This is a genomic window from Vreelandella arctica, assembly GCF_037070215.1.
In the GTDB taxonomy this organism is placed as follows: domain Bacteria; phylum Pseudomonadota; class Gammaproteobacteria; order Pseudomonadales; family Halomonadaceae; genus Vreelandella; species Vreelandella arctica.
In genome coordinates this window covers 36,199-56,212 of record NZ_JBANSN010000026.1, presented here as the reverse complement: position 1 = coordinate 56,212, position 20,014 = coordinate 36,199, and the positions used below count along the sequence as shown (strand labels likewise).

Here is a 20,014-nt window from a genome sequence, read left to right as displayed (position 1 = left end):
GTCCTCTCAAGGATTTTGAAGTCTGCTTGCTTCATGGCGCCCTCCACACGAAGACTACACATACAGTATTTTATACAGTATATTTAAAGCACATCAACAGAAGATGACAACATAGCCATATATAATCATATTAACAGAGGTGATTCCATGGCATCTCTTGGCCCCCCTTTCCAGCCAAACTCTTACAAGGGACGCGGAGCGACCTATGACCCGCACAACCGTTTTGCACCTAGCCATAGCGTGGTGGAAGACGACGGTTGGTGGCGTGAGGAAGCCTCTACGACCATCGCCACCGAAGTGCGAGAGGAAGTGAGTAAGAGCGCACTGTCGTGGAATAAATCACCGGACTTGCCATTTGACCGCTCACTGAACCCTTATCGTGGTTGTGAACATGGCTGCGTTTACTGCTACGCACGCCCTTCCCACGCTTACTGGGATTTATCGCCAGGGCTGGATTTCGAAACCAAGTTGATTGCCCGCAGCGGGTTGGTGGAACGGTTAACAGAGGAGCTTTGCCACCCCAACTATGTGTGCCGTCCGATCAACCTTTCCGGCAACACCGATTGCTACCAGCCGTTAGAGGCTACTTATAAAACCACACGCCGCTTGCTGGAGTTGCTGTTGGAGTGCCGCCATCCGGTAACGCTGGTAACTAAAAGTACGCTGGTGCTACGCGATCTAGAACTATTGGCAGAGATGGCAGAGCATCGCCTGGTGCGTGTGTTTGTTAGCTTGACCAGCCTGGACGCCAATTTAAAGCGCACGCTAGAACCACGGGCGGCGTCGCCTCAAGCGCGCTTACGGGCTATTCGTGAACTTAATACCGCGGGAGTCCCAGTCGGCACATTGATTTCGCCGGTTATTCCAGGGCTGACTGATCATGAAATTGAAAAGCTTCTAGAAGCAGCCAGCCGTGCGGGGGCGAGAACGGCGGCCTGGATGCTACTGCGCTTACCTTACGAAGTGGCGCCGCTATTTGAAGCGTGGTTGGAAGCTCATTACCCAGAACGCGCGGCCAAAGTGATGAGTCTTATGCGCCAGTGCCGGGGCGGCAAAGCCTATGATGCCCAATTTGGAAAGCGCTTTCGTGGTGAAGGGGTATTCGCGGATTTAATTGCCCAGCGCTTTGCCCGCGCCAGCCGCCAGTGGAACATGCAGGATCGCACCGAGCAGGGCTTGAACACGCGGGATTTCCGCCCACCACGGGCGCAGGGCGACTTATTCCTTTAAGCTAAGCAGCGCTTTAATCAATTTGCTGTTAAGGAAGCCTAATGTCCGCGCTTAGCAAAACGAAATCGAGTTTTTACCGACGTTTATACGTGGCCCATCTGATCGAACATGGCGCTGCCAGCGTGCCTGCACTCATTGAAGCCACCGGCATGCCACGGCGTACCGCCCAGGATACGATAGCCTCCCTTGCCGAATTAGATATCGAGTGCGTATTTACGAAAGATGAAGGCGAGCGCCACAACATTGGCCGCTACCAAATACGTGACTGGGGGGCGATTGACCCACGTTGGGTGGCAACGAATGCCGAGCGGCTTAAACAGGCACTCGGCTATTCCGGAACCCTCTGATCGTTTTCCTCCGGCTCGGCCCACGCTAACCGTGCGGCATTGAGCGTGACACTCAGCGAACTTGCCGCCATGGCGAGTACCGCGACCAGTGGCGGAATGGCCATCACAGCTACCAGCCCTAGTGCCAGCGTATTATAAAGTGCCGAGAAGAACAGATTCTGCACCATGATGCGCCGGGTGCGTTTAGCAATGCTAAGCAGTTGCACTACACCACCCATTCCCGGTGTCATGAGCTGTGCAGAAGCCCCTTCACGGGCGGCTTCGCTGGCACTTAGCGGGGCAATACCCACATCAGCCGCGGCCAAGCTCAACGTATCATTCAAGCCATCACCCACGTAAAGCGTTGGCGATGGTAGCGCCTGCAACAGCCTCGCTTTGGCTTCAGGCGAACGCTGGGCATAGCAAGCTTCTCGGGCAAGCCCTATCTGCTCACCCAGCCAGCTAACGGCCCCCTGCCGGTCGCCGCTAATCATCGCTACCACATAGCCTGATGCGAGCAGACGCTTCATGCTTGGAGCGGCATCCCCCACCGGTTGATCAGCCAGATAGAACGTGGCCAGCCAGCCCGCTTCGTCAGCCAACATTACTTGAGAAGCAAACGTCAGCGCGGGGTCTTCAGCTTGAAATGGCAACGCAATCTGCTGACGAGTTAGCCAATTAGCGCTGCCTAGCGTTAGCCACTCGCCGCTATTTAGCTGCACTCGGCGCCCTTCCCCAGGCGATTCATTTACTTCTATATTCTGATCCGGATTCTGCTCAGGGTGCTGATCACGTTGATCATCCGACCAGTGGGTTAACGCGTGCGCTAGCGGATGTTCGCTTCCAACGACGGCGGCGCTTAATTTGCGCTGCACAGTATGCTTATCAACGCCCTCCCGCGCCTGCCAATGCAGCACGGAAAGATTGCCGATCGTTAAGGTGCCGGTTTTATCCAGTGCTACCGAGCGAATGCGCGCCAAGGTTTCAAGCGCTGCCGGGTCGCGTAGCGCAATACCTTGCTGCATGGCCTGACTGCTACCGGCAAGGCTTGCCAACGGCACGGCAAGCCCCACAGCACAGGGGCACGCCACCACCAGTACGGAAAGCGCCCGCACAAAGGCCTCTTCCCAGCCCGTTCCAAATAACAGCGCAGCAGGCAGCGTCAGTAACGCCAGCACAAGCGCTAAGGGGCTTAGCCAAGCGGCAAAGCGGTCAGCTAGCTTCTGCAGCTCGCCTTTTTTGGCCTGATAGCGGCGCATTTCGTCGCATAGACGGTCTAACCGGCGCTTGCCTACCCCGGCGCTCACCTGCATTACCAGCGGCGCTGCCCCCAGGTAGCGGCAGCCTGCATAGACCTTCTGACCTGTATGAAAGTGGCGCGGCAGGCTTTCACCGGTCAGCGAGGCGGTATCGATCCAGCCAGGCGCCTCCAGAGTGCCATCAAGCGCTACCAGCTCACCTGGCGCTAACTCGGCGCGCATTCCTGCGGCCACTTCATCGGCAGGAACCATTACCCAATGTTCATGTTGGTAAACGTTTATGTTCGCGTTCGGTAGTGTTAATGCGTCCAACGCTTTTAACCCACGGTGACGGCACAGCGTTTCCACTAACCGCCCGACTAGCAATAGCACAATCAGCATCACCGCCGTATCGAAATATACTTCCGATGAACCGCGCCATAAAAGCCCGATCGAGACGAGCACCGCGCCAAATACACCAAGGCTGACGAGCACATCCATTCCAGGGCGTTTGGCTAGCAATGTACGCCACCCCGCTCGGTAAAACGGCACGCCCGCAAACAGCACCACGGGAAGTGAAAAAGCACCCGACACCCATGCCACTACCTGCTCGACCTGTTCATTGGGCAAGGCGGATGCGTAGATCAGAACTGAGGCAAGCATAGTCCACATGCCAAATAGCGAACCCACCATCAGTCTAAGTGTGAGGTAGCGGCTCTCCTCTTCCAGTCGCGCATGGGCATCGCCCACCGGCTCAAGTTCCGTCAGCCGGTAGCCTAGTCGCTTAACCTTTGAGGCAAGCACTGAGAGCTGAGTCGCGGCTGGCGTGCCGCTTATACAGAGCGTGGCGCTGGGATAATGCACGCTAACGTCGTACACGCCATCACTCCGTTTGAGGGAGCCTTCCACGGCCAACGCGCAACTGGTGCACCACATACCGTGAAGGGTATAGAGCTTGTCTGCGTTAGTGTCAGTCATACCACTCACAGGCAAGGCGGAATACCGATGATGGGCATCGCTGCAAACAATACGCCGAAGGTAGAAAAGAGATAGAGCCCGGCAGAAACCCGTGCATTAAAGCGCAGCCGCCCGGCATGACGTTTGCTAATGCGGTAACACCCCATCGTTAACGCGGCTAATAGCGCAACGGCAGCAAGACTGACCATAAGCAGCAACGCATTAACGAGGGTAAAAACACCTTGTTCTGGGTCAGGGGGCATGACTTCACAGGCCACAGCATGGCCACCGTAAACTGTTACAAACCAAGCACTCCAAAGCGTTAAGCCAATAACAAAGTGTAATGGGTGAGTGAGGTGTAAGCGCTGCATCACGATGGTCATCCGCCTAACTCCCTATGACACGGGGCAGCACGGCAAGCGCGCCCACGATGATCCAGAACGTCGCCACGTTATAACGCCACAATTGAGCAACGACAGCGGGCTCAAAAGGTGCATGGGCGCCCACATAGCCATAACCCACCCGTAGGCCCTGAAGCAGCGTTAGCACAGCACCCAAACCCCCATGAAACAGTGCATACGCTAGACCCACCATAATGATTGCATCATGAGAGTTCTCGTTAACCGCAAGGTCTGCGCTCAGCAGTACCCAAAGCGTGATGCCCACCTGCAAAAACCCAAGCGCACTAATACTAAACATGCCTAGTGACAGCCCAGCATCACGCTGCTGACGCAACCCACTTATCAGTTTTTCGAGGATGCCTGCACCTACCGTGAGTGCTCCACCAGCCAACAGCAGGCCCACCAGGGAGAGCGGTGAAACCTCAGGCATTCGCCATTCAGGCGAGACCGTCCAAAGGTAGAACCAGCCAAACAAATAGGAAAGGAAGAATGAGCCATTAGCGAGCATGGTTATCGACATTGCCCATAGCCCGGGACCATCCATGGTGCGCGAGTGCAGCGGTGGATCGCCGGGAGCCACCCGTGCATCAGGAGCGGCTTTAGGATGTGCACCGTTTTCCCATGACCAGCGCAATAGAAACAATCCAGCGACCACCACGGCGATAACGGCCAACGGGTAAAGGCGAGTCAGCAGACTTAAACACACCACTGCCAACGCCATCGCAGCGAAAAGCGGCCACCACGAGTTCCCCGGCAGGTGAATAATTTCGCGCACTTTGCCGGTTAACGGATCGGTTCCCCACATTTCACGTCGCCCATGAGTCGCTACCGCCAAACTATGCTGGCCTTCCGCTATAGTGCGCGGCAGATCAGGGTCATCCCAAAGCGGGTGACGTGTCTCGATTTTTGGCAAACTGACAAAATTATAGGCGCTTGGCGGCATGCTATTGGCCCACTCAAGGCCATCAGCATTCCATGGATTAGGCTTAGCGGGCTTGCCAAAACGGAAGTGTAGGGCAAAATCCAGTAGCACCATGGCAATCCCCGCCGACATAATGAAGCCGCCTACTGAAGAAATTAGATTAAAAACATCCCAACCCATGCCCGCGTCATAAGAGTAAACACGGCGCGGCATACCCAGCAGCCCGGTCCAGTGCATAATCAGGAACGTGGTATTAAAACCGATGAACGTCAGCCAGAAGCCCCACTTACCCAGCGTTTCAGAAGGCATACGCCCAGAGAAGAGTGGCAGCCAGTAATAAAGCCCCGCGACCAGCGGGAAGAACATGCCGCCGACTAACACGTAGTGCATATGTGCCACCACGAAGTGGGTATCGTGCACTTGCCAGTTAAACGGCACTAGCGCCAGCATTACCCCCGTTAAGCCGCCGCATACAAAAATAATCAAGAAGCCTAATATCCACAGCATCGGCAGCTTCATCTTCGGCTTACCCAGCCATAACGTCGCCAGCCAAACAAACACCTGAATCGCCGTGGGTACCGCGACCAGCATACTGGCGGCTGAAAAGAAGGCTTGGGCCAGCTGGGGAATCCCCACGGTAAACATATGGTGGACCCATAACCCAAAGCTGATAAAGCCGGTGGTGACAATGGCAAAAACCACCCAGCCATAGCCCACAATCGGACGGCCAGCGAACACCGGTATCAGCGTAGACACTATCCCCGCCGCCGGTAAAAAGATGATGTAAACCTCAGGGTGACCGAACAGCCAGAAGAGATGCTGCCAAAGAATGGGGTCACCGCCCCCGGCCGCGTCAAAAAAAGGCATCCCCGCGGCACGCTCAAGCTCAAGTAAAATACTGCCCAGAATCAGCGGCGGGAAACCGACCACAATCATTAAAGCCATCGCGAGAATGTACCAGGCAAACAGCGGCATTTTATGCAGCGCCATTCCTTGGGTACGCGTACGCAGTATTGAAACCACCAGTTCTACACCCGCAGAGAGGGCGGAGATTTCAACAAAGGTGATCCCCAATAGCCAAAAATCCGAACCTAAACCAGGTGAATACTCGCTACTACTGAGCGGGGTATACATGAACCAGCCGCTGTCCGGCGCCATCTCTAACACCAAACTAAACGTTAAGATGATCCCGCCGAATAGATAGCACCAGTAGCCCAGCGATGTCAGCCGTGGGCAGACCAGATCGCGGGCACCGATCATCTTAGGAATCATGTAAATCGCCAGCCCTTCGAGCATAGGAATAGCGAACAGGAACATCATCACCGTGCCATGCATGGTGGTGACCTGGTTATAGATATCCGGTGTCATGAAATCTTGATCAGAAAGCGCCAGCTGGGTGCGTACCAGCATGGCCAACAGGCCGCCAATCAAGAAAAACACCATCCCAGTGACCATGAACCTCAGGCCAAGGGTGGTGTGGTTTACAATGGTCAGTGCTTTTAAGCCGCGCGGATTTCCCCAGATCTCATGCAGATCGTTGTGCAACCGCTTAGGATTTTCGGGTAAATCGCCCGGTGGCGTCACTTCACGATTAATGGTCGTCATGGTGTCAAGCTCTCCAGCCAAGCACCCAGGGACGCCAAGGTAGCGGTGTCAATATCATCGTGGGGCGGCATTTTATTGCCTGGTTTTAAACGTTGATGGTGTTGCAGCCAGTGGGTCACCGCGCCCTCTTCCATGGCCATAATGCCCGCTCCTAAGCTGGTACGGCTGCCTAAATCAGAAAGGTCAGGCCCTTCTCCAGCCGTTGAGAGCCCGGCTACCCGGTGGCAGCTCGCGCAATGGGTCATAAATGCCTCCCTGGCAGGTTCATGCTGTTGGTCGTTTGTCGCTAGCGACGACAATTCATCCGTTTGACGGTCAGCCAACCAAGCGTCGTACTCGTCGCGCTCGACAGCTTCTACATAGAGCTGCATCTGGGCATGCTGGGCGCCGCAGAACTCGGCGCATTGAGCGCCAAATACCGCTGGCTCATCCGCTTCCAAGCGTATTTTATTGATGCGCCCTGGAACCATATCAATCTTGCCACCTAACCGCGGCACCCAAAAGGCATGGATCACATCGGCACCGGTGACATGAAAATCAATGGGCTCACCCGCCGGCATGATGAGTTGATTAGCAGTCACCACTTCGCCGCCTTCCGCTCCTGGGTAGCGCACTTCCCACCACCACTGATGGCCGATGACTTCAATCACTTCCGGTGGATCACTTAAAGGCAGCGTTAACATACGTTGCCCCGTCGGCACACCAAAAGTTAACAGCGCGATAATACTGGCGACTGGCAGTATTATCCCGCCGCCGACAATCCAACGCCGTGCCACCCGGCGCTCTTCTACCGGTGTGCGTGCCACCTCTTTACGCTTAAAGGTATACAGCCAAAAAACGGTGACCATGACCAATACGACGGTGCCAAAGCCTAGCATCACCCACCAAATCATCACCACATCTCGCGCAGCTTGGCCTGCCGGGTCTAGAATAGACTTATCGCCCGCGCAGCCGGTTAGCAGTAATCCAGCTAACAGGGCGAGCAGAATGCCCAGCCGGTTGACCCTCTGCTGGGTTAAGCGTTGAATACTTGTTAAGCGCTGGATACGTGTTAAACATTGAAGTCTAAGCCTCATCCCTGAATTCCTTTTTCTGCCCACAGGAAGTGACCATGGCAAAAACTCGCCAACTCTCGATCGTAAGCCGCGCCTCTATCGCCGGCCACCCATTGCATCCAGTGATGATTCATTTCCCGGTCGCTGCACTGTTGGCGCTGGTGGCCAGCGATATCGGCTTTTTGCTGAGTGGTGATGAATTCTGGCTGCGCGCCAGCTTGTGGCTGGCTGGCGTCGGTGCGTTTGGCGGCTGGATTGCCAGTACGGCGGGGATTATTGACTTGGTCACCGTGCCGCGTATTCGCCGCCTGATTACCGGTTGGAGTCATGCCATCGTAGCGGTCGTAATGCTCTCGCTGGCGTCGCTGAACTGGCTGCTGCGCTTTAACGACGCCAGCGCGATTTTGCCCTGGGGATTGGCCGTATCGCTGATCACCGCTGGCTTGATCGCCGTGGCGGGCCTGCTGGGCGGCCAACTGGTGTATGAACATGCGGTCGGTGTCGACGTTGAGGACTAGAGCCACAGTGTTAGCTCCAATCCAGCGGTTTTGCTAATACAAAGCCTAGCACACTGAGAATGGCCACTAACGCAACGCATAGCGCTGTCCAGTTGGCGGGCTTCACCCAACGGTAGTGGCCCTGCTCAAGGCGCAGTATTAACCAGCCAAAACAGCCATGAGCGGCCACCATCGCCACCACGGCGCCAAGCTTTAAGATTAACCAGCCGCCCAATATGCCATGGATAAGAAACAACAGCGTACCCGACGCAATCGCCACTAAGGCGGCAGGGGTAGCAAAAGAGATATAAAAAAACCGCGGCATTGGCGGCGTACCCTGTGCAAAGCCCGAGTCTTTACGTAGCTGCAGCGTTTGGCTGAGCAAAGCGGGCAAATACAACAGCGAGCCGCACCAGATCACTAGCGCGGCAATGTGAAGCAGTTTAAGCCAGGGCATCGGGGCTTCCTTGCATTGCTTAAGGCGAGATAATGCTACCCCCTAACCTTAGCCAACTCACCGCACTCTGGCTAGCCGATTAACTCACCTGGATCTCGTAACCTGTGAATTTGCGGAGATTAATAACGCCGCTATCAAGGAGCAAATACTGGCCTTTGACGCCTTGCAGCACGCCTTCCACCACCGGTTGCTTATCAAAATTATGCGACACCACTTTTTTTGGGAAGACGCTGACCGGGTAGTGAAATTCTTGTGCGGGCTGCTCCAAGGTGCGAATGGCATCTGCCCCATGAGTCTCGCGGAGTTGATTCAGCCCGCCAGCTAACAGGCTCAGCAGCCGGTCACGCTCAGCGGCTAAATCCATTGCTGTAACATCACCTTTAAGCATGGCCCGCCAGTTGGTGCGATCGGCCACCTGCTCTTTGAACAGCATTTCGACAAACCCCGATTGCTGCCGGGTATTGACTTCCAGAATCGGCAGCGCCTGTATCGCACCTTGATCCAACCAACGGGTCGGCATTTGGGTTTTGCGCGTAATACCCACTTTTAAGCCAGAAGAGTTAGCCAGGTAAACGATGTGAGGCTGAAAACAGTGCTTCTCTCCCCACTCCGGCTCACGGCAGGTGCCTTGGAAAAAGTGGCAGGTTTCTGGTTTCATAATGCAGGTATCGCATTGTGCTAACCGCTTAAAGCAAGGGTAACAGTGGCCTTGGGCAAAGCTCTTCTTGGTCGCCCGCCCACAGTGGGTACAGGCAATCGCGCCTGTCCAACGCAAACTAAGCGGCTCACCGATACGCTCATTAAGCGCGACACGATGCTCCCCTGCACGCAAATGGTAGGTTACCTGCTCATGCTGACGATCAGGCAGCGCTGCCGCCATTTTGCTTAAACAACCTTGCACTGCCGCTTCAATCACGCGTGGCATCCCGTGCCAAGCCGGCCATTTCTGGTGTTACATCAGCGCCGCTGGCAGCTGCCCCACAGGTACGCTGCTCTAAATAGCCTACGCGGCTCTCTTCCGGCACATTGTTCTCGGCTTCATAGCGCATCACGGCTTCCAAACAGAGCTCAGTCTGTTCGGGCGTTAAGCGACGACCATCAGGCCATTTGCGCAGCGATACCGCCTGTTTCAGGCTCTCATAGATCGCTGGGGTCATCTGGTTAATCATTTTCTCGAACGTCATTTCGCTCATTGCGGCCTCTTAATGTTTTTTCAAACGGCGGGATGAATAATACCAGCCTGTGACCAGCCCCACGAGTAGGCCACCCAAATGCGCTTCATTAGCGACATTACCAAAACCAACGCTGCCCGCCATATCGGTCATGGTGAACACCATCCACCCCAGCATGAAGACCACCAACATTTGTGGCACAAAGAAACCACTTCTGGGCACCCGCCGGGACATCAACCAAACGTGGGCCAGCAGTGCATAAACCACACCGGACATACCGCCAAACAATACGGTACCGGTCAGGTACTGAGCGATGTTGGCCCCTATGCCCGCCACAACAAGCAGCAGTAGCATAGTGCGGCTGCCCTGCAGCGCTTCAATCTGACGGCCGAAGTACCACACCCACATCAGATTAAATATCAAATGCATCCAGCCAAAGTGCAGAAATGCAGGCGATAGTAAGCGCCACACCTGCCCTGACGAGAGCGTTTGCGACAGCTGACCGAACACCAGCTCACCCCCTGAAATACCGATGGGCACGATGGTCAACGTCACGATCAGTTGGTCACCGAACACCTCTATCAGGGCAAACACCACCACACTTATCACAATCATCAAGGCCGTCACCGGCACTTGTTTGAGAGAAGTCAGGGAAGCAGTCATGTTGCGTGAACGCTTGGCTGAGTGCTGAAGCTCCAGGGGTTCCCCCTGTGTCCAGCGCTCTACCAGTGCTTTTAATTCATCGTGCTGACGAGGGTCAGCAATCCATAGCAGCTGGCCGTCGGCCTCGTCGGTAATGCGGTGACCAATGCGGTGGCGCCAAAGTGCCTTGCGCAGTTCGCTTGTATCCGCGTGATCGGGCAAAAGCATCACTGGATGCATAACATCCCTCTAATCAATGCGCTAACGGCACGCTGACCGCAGCGAGTAGGTATTGGGCGAGCTATCGGCTGCCAACAAGCAGGCAAAAAAAACCGGCGGTGGGGACCGCCGGAGAATAAAAGCAAGGGATCATTCAAGGGAACACTTACTCTGATAGCCGACAGCAGCGTTAGTTCAGCCGTTTTGCAAAAATTATGTAAAAAAAAGTAACCAAAGAAATAATCACCTAATCAAAATCAATTTCCCATGGTTTCGGCAATGCCCGCTCCTCTTTCGGCACCTTAATCCATACAAAGTGGTCGGCATTTAGCGTCGCCTCCCCGCTCCAGCGATAAGCGACTAACCGGCCATATTTGACCGCGCTGTAGTCTAAACAGGCGATATTGCGAGCGGGAAGCGACGGTATCCCTTCGCACCAGTAGTGACCAATAAATAACGGCGGCTGTTCTGGCCCATAATAACTCAATTGCTGCCGCTCTTCGGCCGTGAGTTCGCGGGTTTCAAGATCGCCGGGCAGGTTATCCGGTTGGAAGACCACATCACCCCACTGTTGTGGGTCTTGAGCCCAAAAGTGGGCGCGGAAACTTTTCCGCGTAAAGCCATCGCCAGAGTGTATCGCAATCCCTTCAGGCAGCGAGACATGCGGGCCTCGAGTGAGGCGATCTAGTATTTGATACGCTTGGGTAGTGGGGTCGGTGGATTCAACCAAAAACTCGGTGTCCATACATTGATCAGGACGTCGCTGCTTTAGCTCGTCAATCAGCGTCTGATCCCAGCAGGCATGCACCACCCGAATCCCATCTATCTCAAGGCAGAGCGGGATAGTTTTAAACCACGCCAACGTATCTTCCCACTCGTTGGTGTAGTCGCGATACTGCTCTAGGGTGTCTTGAATAATGCGATTATGCCGAGGAGTATGCTCACGCAGCCAGCGCTTGTGGCTACCTTCAGGCCCTGGATGGGTATACGCCAGGGCGTTGTACTCATGGTTACCCATCACAATGTAGGCCTCGCCCTGCTCTACCATCCGCCGGGCAATGGTCACAGCCAAGCGAATACGCGGCCCGCGATCAATCAGGTCGCCAAGGAAAATCACCTTGCGGTGTGGGTGGCGGTATACACCGCTGCGCTGATGATAACCCAGCTTTTCGAGTAATGCGGCTAACGTAGCGCCACAGCCGTGGACATCACCAATCAGGTCATATCCTTCCAGCTGAGGCCTGCCTTGCGTTTCACGCTGCATGCTTAATCCCCCAACCGGTGGCTCCAGCCTAATTTGCTGCGCAGCACTTCGTAGAAATTATGTCCGATGGGGTGCACCAGTTGAACGCGTTCAGGCTTACGGGTAATCACCAACACATCGTTAGGCTTCGCTACCGCCCGCGTTTGCCCATCGCAGCTTATATGCGGATAGGTTTGGTTAGTTTCGCCAATATGAATACGGATTTCGCTGGCGGCATCAATCACGATTGGCCGACTCGACAGCGTATGGGGAAACATCGGCACCAGCGTCACTACATCAAGTTTGGGGTGCATGATCGGCCCACCACCCGAGAGTGCATAAGCCGTAGAGCCGGTAGGCGTGGCGACAATTAAGCCATCGCTGCGCTGGCTATAAACAAACTGACCATCAATAAACAATTCAAACTCAATCATGCGCACCGCTTTGCCGGGGTGCAGAACGACTTCATTCAAGGCATCGCCGTTGCCCACCGCAACACCGTTACGGTAGAGCACGGCGTCTAACAGGAAACGCTGTTCAATCTCAAATTCGCCCGCGAGCACTTCACTAACACGAGTTTCCAGCTCATCTGGCGAAATGTCAGTAAGAAACCCTAAGCGGCCACGATTGACCCCTAAAATAAGCGTTCCGCTTCGGCAGAGCGTACGCGCCGCACCAAGCAAGCTGCCATCGCCTCCCACCACGATCACCAGATCGCACAGCTCCCCCAACATGCGGCGGCTTGCTTCCGGTTGACCATGGTGCGGCAAGGCAGTAGCCGTGCGGTCTTCCACCAGCACCGAATACTCATGGGCGACGAGATAGGTCACCAGGCGCTGCAGAGAATCGATTACTTTATCGCTACCCAACCGACCAATCAGCCCGATGGTTTTAAAGGGCCTGCCTGATTGATCGCTGGAGAGCGAGCTAGCCTCTGAAGATTTGGCATCTGGCGGTAAGGTGTTGCTCATGGGCCGACTCTCGCTAACAGAAGCCGCCATTATGGAGACACCGGAGGTATCGGGCAAATAGGCTTAGCTAACGGCCACTTGACGACGCTGGCACCACCAATGGTTGAGCCACAGCGAGGCCGCGATTATAAGCGCACCTAGCAGCAAGCGCGGGATATCCGCATCGCGGTTCCAAATCACCAGGTTAACGATAAGCCCTGCTGGCACCAGCGCATTGTTCATAATCGCTAGCGTGCCAGCATCCACTTTAGTGGCGCCCTGATTCCAGGCAAAGTAGCCAACGCCAGACGCCACTAACCCCAGCCAGGCCAATACGCCCCACTGCAGCGAAGTGGTCGGTAATGCAGCGCTGTTGCCGAAAAGTAAATAAGCGGGTAATGCCACTACCATTGCGCCAATGAAGAACCAGCCAAACACATTGTGCCACGCCAGCGTAGGCGGCAAATCAGCCGCTAATCGACGATAACCTACCTGTCCAATAGCAAAGCAAAGGTTTGCCCCTTGCACCACTAGAAAGCCCATCCAGAAGCCGCTATCGACACCGTCATAGCGGATGACGCCTGCCCCGAGAACTGCAAGCAGTGCCGTCACGAGATAGATGGGGGTAAAGCGGCCAAACAGCAGGTCATCCAGCAGTGCGATATAGATAGGCGTAAAGATCGTGAACAGCAGTACTTCAGGCACCGATAACAGCAAAAAGGATTGGTAGAAGAAGGTGTACATCACCCCCAATTGGATGGCACCCAATCCCATGAGGGCGAGCCGCTGCTTACCGCGCAACAGGCCGGGGCGTAAAAACGGCAGGAACACCAGCATGGCAAGCGTTACTCGTAGCAGCACCGCAAAGTAGCTGTCGACCTGCCCTGCCAGATAAACCCCTATCAACGAAAAGGAAAATGCCCACAGGGCGGTAACGCCCATTAGATAACCCATCGTAAACCCCGGCTTATAAATTAGTTTACGCGGATTATACGCACATGGGTGAAGCTGCCAAGTCGTAAACGTAATAACAATCGTTGGTTAACGCCGCTGCAACCACCAAGCCGCATACACCACACCGGGCAACCAACCCGCCAGTGTCAACACCAACGCAATAATCACTCGCTTTTGGCCGCCCTGTGTTAAGCCGATGGCGAGGGGTGGCAGGCACATCGCCAGGGCATAATAGGCGAACTTCAACGCGGCGGGCTCGGGTGTCGCTGGTTCTGCCTGGCTTACTGATGCCGTTTTGGATGATGCAGCCGAGGTCGCGTCTAGCGCCGCCTTGGGCGGTGGCGTGAAGTGTTCTACGGCGCCAGGAGCTGGCTCTTTAGCAGCCTGAGCCGCCCGCTCCTGGGCAAGACGATGGGCTTCTTTATCGATTTTCTGCTCAAGGGTTTCAGCCCCTTCAGCCAAGTCATCGTGATGGCGCTCCCAGTCTTCCCAATCATGGGGTGTGCCCGATTTAGGCCGTTGATGACCAGAGCCCCTCGCCCGTTCCCAGGCTTTCTCTTCTAACGTATTGGGTCGATCCGGGTCACGTTCACTCCCCACGCCTTTGCGGTTTAAATATTCACGTGCATCCATGGAAGGCTCCTTGATGCCTTAATTAACGGTCAGGTGATGCCATTAGAAAATTAACAACACAGAAAATTCAGTACTTATAGCGTTGAATAAAGATAGCTTGCAGGACGCACGCCATGAACAAATCACCTACAGTGAAAGAGTTGATTCTCCCTTAGCGCCTACAACAACGAACAATCACAACGCACTGCCTGCGACAGCTTTATTATTGTCACAGCGCTGAATACGATGATCGAGGAGTGTCCATGATGAGTAGAGCAGCACCCAACATCGTTCGCGACATCATGTCCCGCGATTGCTACCGTGTTTCACCCGACGCATCCATCACCACATTAGCCAAGGGCCTGGCACTGCACCGCTTGCCAGGCGCACCGGTGGTTGATGCCGCCGACCGCTTAATCGGCTTTATTTCGGAGCAGGATGTATTGGGCCGTGTGCTTGATAGTATCTATCACGATGATGAGGCGCCGCTCGTTAAAGAGTTGATGCGCCACGAAGTACTCAGCGTATCACCGAATAAGAGCATTACCGACTTGGCACAGGAAATGCGGTCAGCGAAACCCAAGGTATACCCGGTCGTGGAGCAACAGCGGTTAATAGGCATCGTGACACGACGTGATATCCTAATTGCGCTGCTAATGATTCGCCGCCATTAGCCGTGCCGTTATGCTGGCTACGCTTTCTTTAAGCGGCGATATAACAGGCAAGCATCAGGCAAAAAAAACCGCTACTCAAGGAGTAGCGGAAGCAAGGGATCAAAACAAAGAGCCAGAACAACAACTTTAGCGACTGCTATCGCGCTGTTGTCTGTACATACTCAGACACGCCGCGCTGAAAAAGTTCGCAAAATAGTAAAATTTTCGACCTTGGCGGCGTCAAGCGTATAATTAAACGACAATTTGTGAACTGATGACGCCTAGGAGCCCAGCGAATGGCGCTGTATTTATTGGTATTTGGGGTGTGCTTGCTGGTGATTGGCGCGGTAATGCTGGTGTTGATGACCTCAAGCACGCCGCGCTACCGCACTGAACCTAAGGATTTACTGGCGCTGTTTGATAAAGCGCTCAACAGCCAGGTAAGCGAAACCGAGTGGAACGCTATCATCGGCTACCCTATTCGGCATAATGAGTATTTGGATGGCATTCGTCGCCGTGCCGCGCATTTAATGGAGCAGCATGGCCGACGCTGGATGGTAGCCCAAGGTAAACCATTGCTCAATCAAGAGGGCCAGGCTGAACTTAAGGCCCTTCGCGATCATTTGTCCGCCCATACAGCCCTCCGCCAGCAGTAGCTGGTGCGGTCCAGGAGACCTGCTATGCCGAGCACCATTCGACAAATACCTCTAGCCAGCGCCACGCAACATCATGCTCATGATTTTCATCAAATAGTCATCACCATGTGTGGCTCGTCAGAGTTTGAAATTGAAGGGTTGGGTGGGCGCGTCAATGCCTTTTCAGGCTGTATCGTGCCCGCCAATCACGAGCACTACTATTCGGGCAATGGCCATAATCGACAATTGATTCTCGACCTGCCCGAGGACGCGCCCGCTTTGACAGGTGAAAATCACGAATTAGTAGCGCTATTTGATGCCCCCCGTTTCTTTGGTTTAGACAACGCACTGCGCCACTACTTAGCCTTTATGGAGAGCGAACTTGCTCAAGGGTTTGATACCTCTACCAACTCCTTTCAGCAAGACCGCTTAGCGGCCACCCTTTTAGGTTCCCTTAAAGCGAGATTGGGCTCTGCTACCACTTCAAACCAACGTCGGCTGGACTTGACGCGAATTAATCATTTTATTCGCCAGCACCTCGCTGAGGAGCTTCGTGTCGCCGACCTAGCGCGGCTGGCTTGTTTGAGCGAAGCACATTTTTCCGACTGTTTCCGCGCCCAAACCGGGCTTTCACCCTGGCAATACGTCAAGCGGCAACGGCTAAATGCGGCCCGCCAACTGATTTTGCAAAGCCGACTTCCGCTCACCGACATTGCCATTCAAACCGGCTTTGCCAACCAAAGCGCACTTTCTCATGCTTTCCGGCGTAGCTATGGTTTGTCGCCGCGTAAACTACGCCAGGGTGATGCGTCACCCATTGCGCTCAGTGCCTCAAACGCTGCGTTAGGGCCGCTAGCTGGCCAGCAAAAACTATACTAAAGTCGTAAAGTTACTGTGCTTGCCGCGGAATTGACATGTTTTACCGTGAAATCAGCATACACCTGAGTTAGCCGCACTCTACATTCGCTGACTAGCTTGGGCGTAACGCCCTGTTACCCATTCGTTCTGTTCAGACTTTCGGGGGCTTCAATGCTCAATGCCAAGAAAATGCGTGACCCTGCCATCTGGCAAACTGATCTCGACACTCTCATGGCGCGCGTTAGCGACCACTATCTAGTGGATGAAAGCGCCTATGTCAGCGAACTGATCAAGGTGCTGGATGCTGACCGCGACGACTTTGCCCGCATTGAAGCCAATACAGCCGCATTGGTTCAGGATGTCCGAAAAATGGACACGGCCGTCGATACTATTGATGAGCTACTACAGCAGTACAGCCTGGATACTCATGAAGGCTTGATGCTGATGTGCCTAGCGGAAGCCATGCTGCGCATTCCCGACAAAGCTACCGCCGATGCCCTGATTGAAGACAAGCTCGGCCCCGCCGACTGGCAGTCTCACGTGGGCAAGAGCGACTCGTGGATGGTCAACGCCTCTACCTGGGGCCTGTTAATGACCGGGCGCGTACTCAAGCTAGACCACCCTAAAGAGGGGCAGCCCGCCAACTTCATCAATCGCATGGTTAATCGTATGGGTGAGCCGGTGATCCGCCGCGCCATGTACGAAGCGATGAAGATTATGGGCAAACAGTTCGTGCTGGGTCGCGATATCAATGAAGCGCTGAAGCGCTCAAAGCCGCTGTTCAATAAAGGCTATACCTACTCCTATGACATGCTGGGCGAAGCCGCCCGTACCCGTGACGATGCACAGCGCTATTTTGATGACTACGCACGGGCCATTGAGCAAGTCGGCAAGACTTGCAAAACGTTAAGCGATAAAACCCCGGCGCCGTCGGTCTCCATTAAGCTCTCAGCCCTTCACCCACGCTATGAGTTTGGCCGCCGCGAGCAAGTGCTTGCCGAGCTTGTCGACACAGTCATCAAGCTGGTCAGCAAGGCGCGTGCACTGGATGTTGCGGTTACTATTGACGCTGAAGAGATCGATCGCCTGGAGATTTCTCTGGAAGTCTTCCGTGCGGTTTACGAAAGTGAAGCCGCCAAGGGCTGGGGGCACTTCGGTTTAGTGGTTCAAGCCTACTCCAAGCGCGCGCTGCCAGTGTTGCACTACATCAACCGTTTGGCCGACCAGCAAGGCGACGAGATTCCACTGCGCTTGGTCAAAGGCGCTTATTGGGATACCGAAATTAAAGAGTCCCAGCAGCTTGGGGTCGACGGCTACCCGGTATTTACACGTAAAGCGGGTACCGATGTAGCCTATCTCGCCTGCGCGCAGTTCCTGCTCTCTAGCGACACCAATGGGCGTATTTTTCCGCAGTTTGCTACCCACAATGCCCACACTGTGACGACTATTTTAGAATTTGCTAATCGCGATAGCCGTCCTTTTGAGTTTCAGCGTCTGCATGGCATGGGTGAAGCGCTTTATGACGCTGCTCTTGAGCGTGCCCCGAAAGGTACCTACTGCCGTATTTACGCCCCGGTGGGTGCGCATAAAGACCTGCTGCCCTACTTAGTGCGGCGCCTGCTTGAAAATGGTGCCAACTCCTCGTTTGTTCACCAGTTGGTTGATCCTGACGTACCGGTCGAGTGGCTGTGTCAGCACCCGATTGAAACTCTGCGCCAGCAGAAACACCTGGCCAATATGAACATTCCGTTACCCAAAGACATTTACGGGCCCAAGCGGCGCAATTCACGTGGGGTGAATCTGAATATACGCAGCCACTACTATCCGCTCATGGAGAAGATGGCTGCGTTTATGGATCAGCAATACCCAACGAAGCCGCTGCTCGCTTTTGATGTCGCGGACGACGCCGCCAATACACATAGCGTTACCAGCCCATACGACCGCCAAAAAACCGTCGGTAGCGTTCAGTGGACGAGCAAAGAGCAGGCCACCCAGGCGCTGGATGCTGCCTGGGACGCTTTCCCTCGTTGGGACGCCACGCCGGTGGCCGAACGGGCGGCTATTGTCCGTCGCTTGGGGGATTTGATGGAAGAGCATATGCCAGAGCTAATGGCATTGTGCTCGCGTGAAGGCGGTAAACTGCTTACCGATGGCGTCGATGAAATTAGAGAAGCCGTCGACTTCTGCCGTTTCTACGCCATGCGCGCTGAAGAGGACTTCGGCCAAGTTATCGAGCTCCCTGGCCCCACTGGCGAATCCAATCGTTTATTTATGGGTGGCAAGGGCGTATTCGCAGCCATCAGCCCCTGGAACTTCCCTGTCGCGATCTTCTGCGGCCAAATTGTCGCAGCGGCGGTAGCAGGTAACACGGTACTGGCCAAACCGGCGGAACAGACGTCTATCGTCGCGCATCGTGTTATTGAGCTGCTCCACGAAGCGGGCATGCCCCGTGATGTCGTCCAACTACTGCCCGGTGACGGCCCCACAGTAGGTAGCGTGCTGACCTCCGACCCGCGGATCACCGGGGTAGTCTTCACAGGTGGCACCGACACCGCACAAATTATCAACCGCGCTTTGGCGGCACGAGAAAATGCCCCGCTGGCCACTCTGATTGCGGAAACCGGCGGCATGAACGCCATGATTGTCGATTCTACTGCTCTGCCTGAACAGGTAGTAGTAGATGTGATTCAGTCGGCCTTTCAAAGCGCTGGGCAGCGCTGCTCGGCGCTGCGGGTACTGTATCTACAAGACGATGTTGCCGACCGGGTCATTGAAATCCTCAAAGGCGCGATGAATGAACTGCGCATTGGCGACCCTCGCGATTTAGGCACTGATGTGGGGCCGGTAATCGATGAAGAGGCGCGTAAAGGCTTAATGGAGCACATCAAAAAACTCAAAGCCGAAAATCGCCTGGTCGCCGAAACACCGATGGCTGCTGAGCATACTCAAGATGGCACGTTCGTGGCGCCTGTCGCCTTCACGATTGATAGCATCGATTCACTCACGCGCGAGCAGTTCGGGCCCATACTGCATATCGTGCGTTACAAAGCCAGCGAGCTTGATAAAGTTATCAATGACATTAACGGCCGCAATTACGGCCTGACATTTGGCGTACATAGCCGTAACGAATCATTCGCCGCTGAAATAGCGCAGAAAATGCGCGTAGGAAATGTGTACATCAACCGTAATATTATTGGGGCTGTGGTGGGCGTTCAACCGTTTGGTGGTCAAGGGCTTTCTGGCACAGGGCCAAAAGCCGGCGGTCTTCACTACCTGCAGCGCTTTGTAACTGAAAAAACGATTACTAATAACACCGCTGCCTTAGGCGGGAACGCGTCACTACTGGCGCTGGGTGATGAGTGAGCCGCTCATCACGCCCGAAAATTTC

19 protein-coding genes are annotated in these 20,014 nt (G+C 54.8%); 7 read left to right on the top strand and 12 right to left on the bottom strand.

Going from position 1 to position 20,014, the window contains the following annotated elements:
• The first annotated feature begins 147 nt into the window (after positions 1–147).
• Both V8L70_RS17910 and V8L70_RS17905 read left to right on the top strand, forming a co-directional pair.
• Positions 148–1,230: a PA0069 family radical SAM protein gene (locus V8L70_RS17910; protein WP_008956998.1), complete on the top strand. Its 1,083-nt coding sequence runs from the start codon at positions 148–150 to the stop codon at positions 1,228–1,230.
• Between the two features lie 41 nt (positions 1,231–1,271).
• Complete coding sequence (locus V8L70_RS17905; RefSeq protein ID WP_008956999.1) at positions 1,272–1,577, top strand: winged helix-turn-helix domain-containing protein; 306 nt, start codon at positions 1,272–1,274, stop codon at positions 1,575–1,577.
• Here V8L70_RS17905 and V8L70_RS17900 read toward each other — a convergent pair.
• The 4 genes from V8L70_RS17900 to coxB are packed head-to-tail and all read right to left on the bottom strand — an operon-like array spanning position 1,559 to position 7,755.
• Positions 1,559–3,772 carry a heavy metal translocating P-type ATPase gene (locus V8L70_RS17900; RefSeq protein WP_198555980.1) on the bottom strand — a complete coding sequence of 738 codons (2,214 nt, stop codon included), beginning with the start codon at positions 3,770–3,772 and terminating at the stop codon, positions 1,559–1,561. The genes V8L70_RS17905 and V8L70_RS17900 overlap by 19 nt on opposite strands.
• A 5-nt stretch (positions 3,773–3,777) precedes the next feature.
• Positions 3,778–4,134 (bottom strand): hypothetical protein, encoded by a 357-nt coding sequence (locus V8L70_RS17895; RefSeq protein ID WP_101145259.1) that lies wholly within the window; start codon positions 4,132–4,134, stop codon positions 3,778–3,780.
• A 4-nt stretch (positions 4,135–4,138) separates the two neighbouring features.
• Positions 4,139–6,679 (bottom strand): cytochrome c oxidase subunit I, encoded by a 2,541-nt coding sequence (gene ctaD / locus V8L70_RS17890; RefSeq protein WP_101145260.1) that lies wholly within the window; start codon positions 6,677–6,679, stop codon positions 4,139–4,141.
• On the bottom strand, positions 6,676–7,755 hold the full coding sequence (coxB, locus tag V8L70_RS17885; RefSeq protein WP_008957003.1) for a cytochrome c oxidase subunit II: 1,080 nt from the start codon (positions 7,753–7,755) through the stop codon (positions 6,676–6,678). The genes ctaD and coxB overlap by 4 nt, the downstream gene beginning before the upstream one ends.
• A gap of 35 nt (positions 7,756–7,790) precedes the next feature.
• Here coxB and V8L70_RS17880 point away from each other — a divergent pair, with 35 nt between their 5' ends.
• Positions 7,791–8,252: a DUF2231 domain-containing protein gene (locus V8L70_RS17880; protein ID WP_008957004.1), complete on the top strand. Its 462-nt coding sequence runs from the start codon at positions 7,791–7,793 to the stop codon at positions 8,250–8,252.
• A 10-nt stretch (positions 8,253–8,262) separates the two neighbouring features.
• Here V8L70_RS17880 and V8L70_RS17875 read toward each other — a convergent pair whose 3' ends face one another.
• From V8L70_RS17875 to V8L70_RS17840, 8 genes are all read right to left on the bottom strand, one after another.
• Positions 8,263–8,688: a CopD family protein gene (locus tag V8L70_RS17875; protein WP_008957005.1), complete on the bottom strand. Its 426-nt coding sequence runs from the start codon at positions 8,686–8,688 to the stop codon at positions 8,263–8,265.
• 79 nt (positions 8,689–8,767) lie between these two features.
• A complete protein-coding gene (locus tag V8L70_RS17870; protein ID WP_101145261.1) occupies positions 8,768–9,613 on the bottom strand; it encodes a DUF2797 domain-containing protein in 846 nt (281 codons plus the stop codon).
• Positions 9,597–9,881 (bottom strand): YeaC family protein, encoded by a 285-nt coding sequence (locus V8L70_RS17865; protein WP_008957007.1) that lies wholly within the window; start codon positions 9,879–9,881, stop codon positions 9,597–9,599. The genes V8L70_RS17870 and V8L70_RS17865 overlap by 17 nt, the downstream gene beginning before the upstream one ends.
• Before the next feature lie 9 nt (positions 9,882–9,890).
• A complete protein-coding gene (locus V8L70_RS17860; protein WP_101145262.1) occupies positions 9,891–10,742 on the bottom strand; it encodes a rhomboid family intramembrane serine protease in 852 nt (283 codons plus the stop codon).
• A gap of 226 nt (positions 10,743–10,968) precedes the next feature.
• A complete protein-coding gene (locus tag V8L70_RS17855) occupies positions 10,969–11,985 on the bottom strand; it encodes a metallophosphoesterase (protein ID WP_232774512.1) in 1,017 nt (338 codons plus the stop codon).
• Positions 11,986–11,987: 2 nt separating this feature from the next.
• On the bottom strand, positions 11,988–12,935 hold the full coding sequence (locus V8L70_RS17850; RefSeq protein ID WP_101145263.1) for an NAD(+) kinase: 948 nt from the start codon (positions 12,933–12,935) through the stop codon (positions 11,988–11,990).
• Between the two features lie 63 nt (positions 12,936–12,998).
• Positions 12,999–13,868 (bottom strand): carboxylate/amino acid/amine transporter, encoded by an 870-nt coding sequence (locus V8L70_RS17845; protein WP_101145264.1) that lies wholly within the window; start codon positions 13,866–13,868, stop codon positions 12,999–13,001.
• An 87-nt stretch (positions 13,869–13,955) separates the two neighbouring features.
• Complete coding sequence (locus V8L70_RS17840) at positions 13,956–14,501, bottom strand: YqaE/Pmp3 family membrane protein (protein WP_101145265.1); 546 nt, start codon at positions 14,499–14,501, stop codon at positions 13,956–13,958.
• A gap of 245 nt (positions 14,502–14,746) precedes the next feature.
• On the opposite strand from V8L70_RS17840, the gene V8L70_RS17835 reads away from it, so the two are divergent.
• The 4 genes from V8L70_RS17835 to putA all read left to right on the top strand — a co-directional run bounded on the left by V8L70_RS17835 (position 14,747) and on the right by putA (position 19,989).
• A complete protein-coding gene (locus V8L70_RS17835; RefSeq protein WP_035557597.1) occupies positions 14,747–15,154 on the top strand; it encodes a CBS domain-containing protein in 408 nt (135 codons plus the stop codon).
• Between the two features lie 275 nt (positions 15,155–15,429).
• A complete protein-coding gene (locus V8L70_RS17830) occupies positions 15,430–15,789 on the top strand; it encodes a hypothetical protein (protein ID WP_008957014.1) in 360 nt (119 codons plus the stop codon).
• Positions 15,790–15,813: 24 nt separating this feature from the next.
• Positions 15,814–16,647, top strand: coding sequence for an AraC family transcriptional regulator (locus tag V8L70_RS17825; protein ID WP_101145266.1), 834 nt, complete (start codon positions 15,814–15,816; stop codon positions 16,645–16,647).
• 150 nt (positions 16,648–16,797) lie between these two features.
• Positions 16,798–19,989, top strand: coding sequence for a bifunctional proline dehydrogenase/L-glutamate gamma-semialdehyde dehydrogenase PutA (gene putA, locus V8L70_RS17820; protein ID WP_101145267.1), 3,192 nt, complete (start codon positions 16,798–16,800; stop codon positions 19,987–19,989).
• Positions 19,990–20,014 lie beyond the last annotated feature (25 nt).

Bases quoted from the DNA above. Each gene is read 5' to 3' on its own strand.
- V8L70_RS17910 (WP_008956998.1), top strand. From the start codon at position 148: ATGGCATCTCTTGGCCCCCCTTTCCAGCCAAACTCTTACAAGGGACGC.
- V8L70_RS17905 (WP_008956999.1), top strand. From the start codon at position 1,272: ATGTCCGCGCTTAGCAAAACGAAATCGAGTTTTTACCGACGTTTATAC.
- V8L70_RS17900 (WP_198555980.1), bottom strand. From the start codon at position 3,772: ATGACTGACACTAACGCAGACAAGCTCTATACCCTTCACGGTATGTGG.
- V8L70_RS17895 (WP_101145259.1), bottom strand. From the start codon at position 4,134: ATGACCATCGTGATGCAGCGCTTACACCTCACTCACCCATTACACTTT.
- ctaD (WP_101145260.1), bottom strand. From the start codon at position 6,679: ATGACGACCATTAATCGTGAAGTGACGCCACCGGGCGATTTACCCGAA.
- coxB (WP_008957003.1), bottom strand. From the start codon at position 7,755: ATGAGGCTTAGACTTCAATGTTTAACACGTATCCAGCGCTTAACAAGT.
- V8L70_RS17880 (WP_008957004.1), top strand. From the start codon at position 7,791: ATGGCAAAAACTCGCCAACTCTCGATCGTAAGCCGCGCCTCTATCGCC.
- V8L70_RS17875 (WP_008957005.1), bottom strand. From the start codon at position 8,688: ATGCCCTGGCTTAAACTGCTTCACATTGCCGCGCTAGTGATCTGGTGC.
- V8L70_RS17870 (WP_101145261.1), bottom strand. From the start codon at position 9,613: ATGCCACGCGTGATTGAAGCGGCAGTGCAAGGTTGTTTAAGCAAAATG.
- V8L70_RS17865 (WP_008957007.1), bottom strand. From the start codon at position 9,881: ATGAGCGAAATGACGTTCGAGAAAATGATTAACCAGATGACCCCAGCG.
- V8L70_RS17860 (WP_101145262.1), bottom strand. From the start codon at position 10,742: ATGCATCCAGTGATGCTTTTGCCCGATCACGCGGATACAAGCGAACTG.
- V8L70_RS17855 (WP_232774512.1), bottom strand. From the start codon at position 11,985: ATGCAGCGTGAAACGCAAGGCAGGCCTCAGCTGGAAGGATATGACCTG.
- V8L70_RS17850 (WP_101145263.1), bottom strand. From the start codon at position 12,935: ATGAGCAACACCTTACCGCCAGATGCCAAATCTTCAGAGGCTAGCTCG.
- V8L70_RS17845 (WP_101145264.1), bottom strand. From the start codon at position 13,868: ATGGGTTATCTAATGGGCGTTACCGCCCTGTGGGCATTTTCCTTTTCG.
- V8L70_RS17840 (WP_101145265.1), bottom strand. From the start codon at position 14,501: ATGGATGCACGTGAATATTTAAACCGCAAAGGCGTGGGGAGTGAACGT.
- V8L70_RS17835 (WP_035557597.1), top strand. From the start codon at position 14,747: ATGAGTAGAGCAGCACCCAACATCGTTCGCGACATCATGTCCCGCGAT.
- V8L70_RS17830 (WP_008957014.1), top strand. From the start codon at position 15,430: ATGGCGCTGTATTTATTGGTATTTGGGGTGTGCTTGCTGGTGATTGGC.
- V8L70_RS17825 (WP_101145266.1), top strand. From the start codon at position 15,814: ATGCCGAGCACCATTCGACAAATACCTCTAGCCAGCGCCACGCAACAT.
- putA (WP_101145267.1), top strand. From the start codon at position 16,798: ATGCTCAATGCCAAGAAAATGCGTGACCCTGCCATCTGGCAAACTGAT.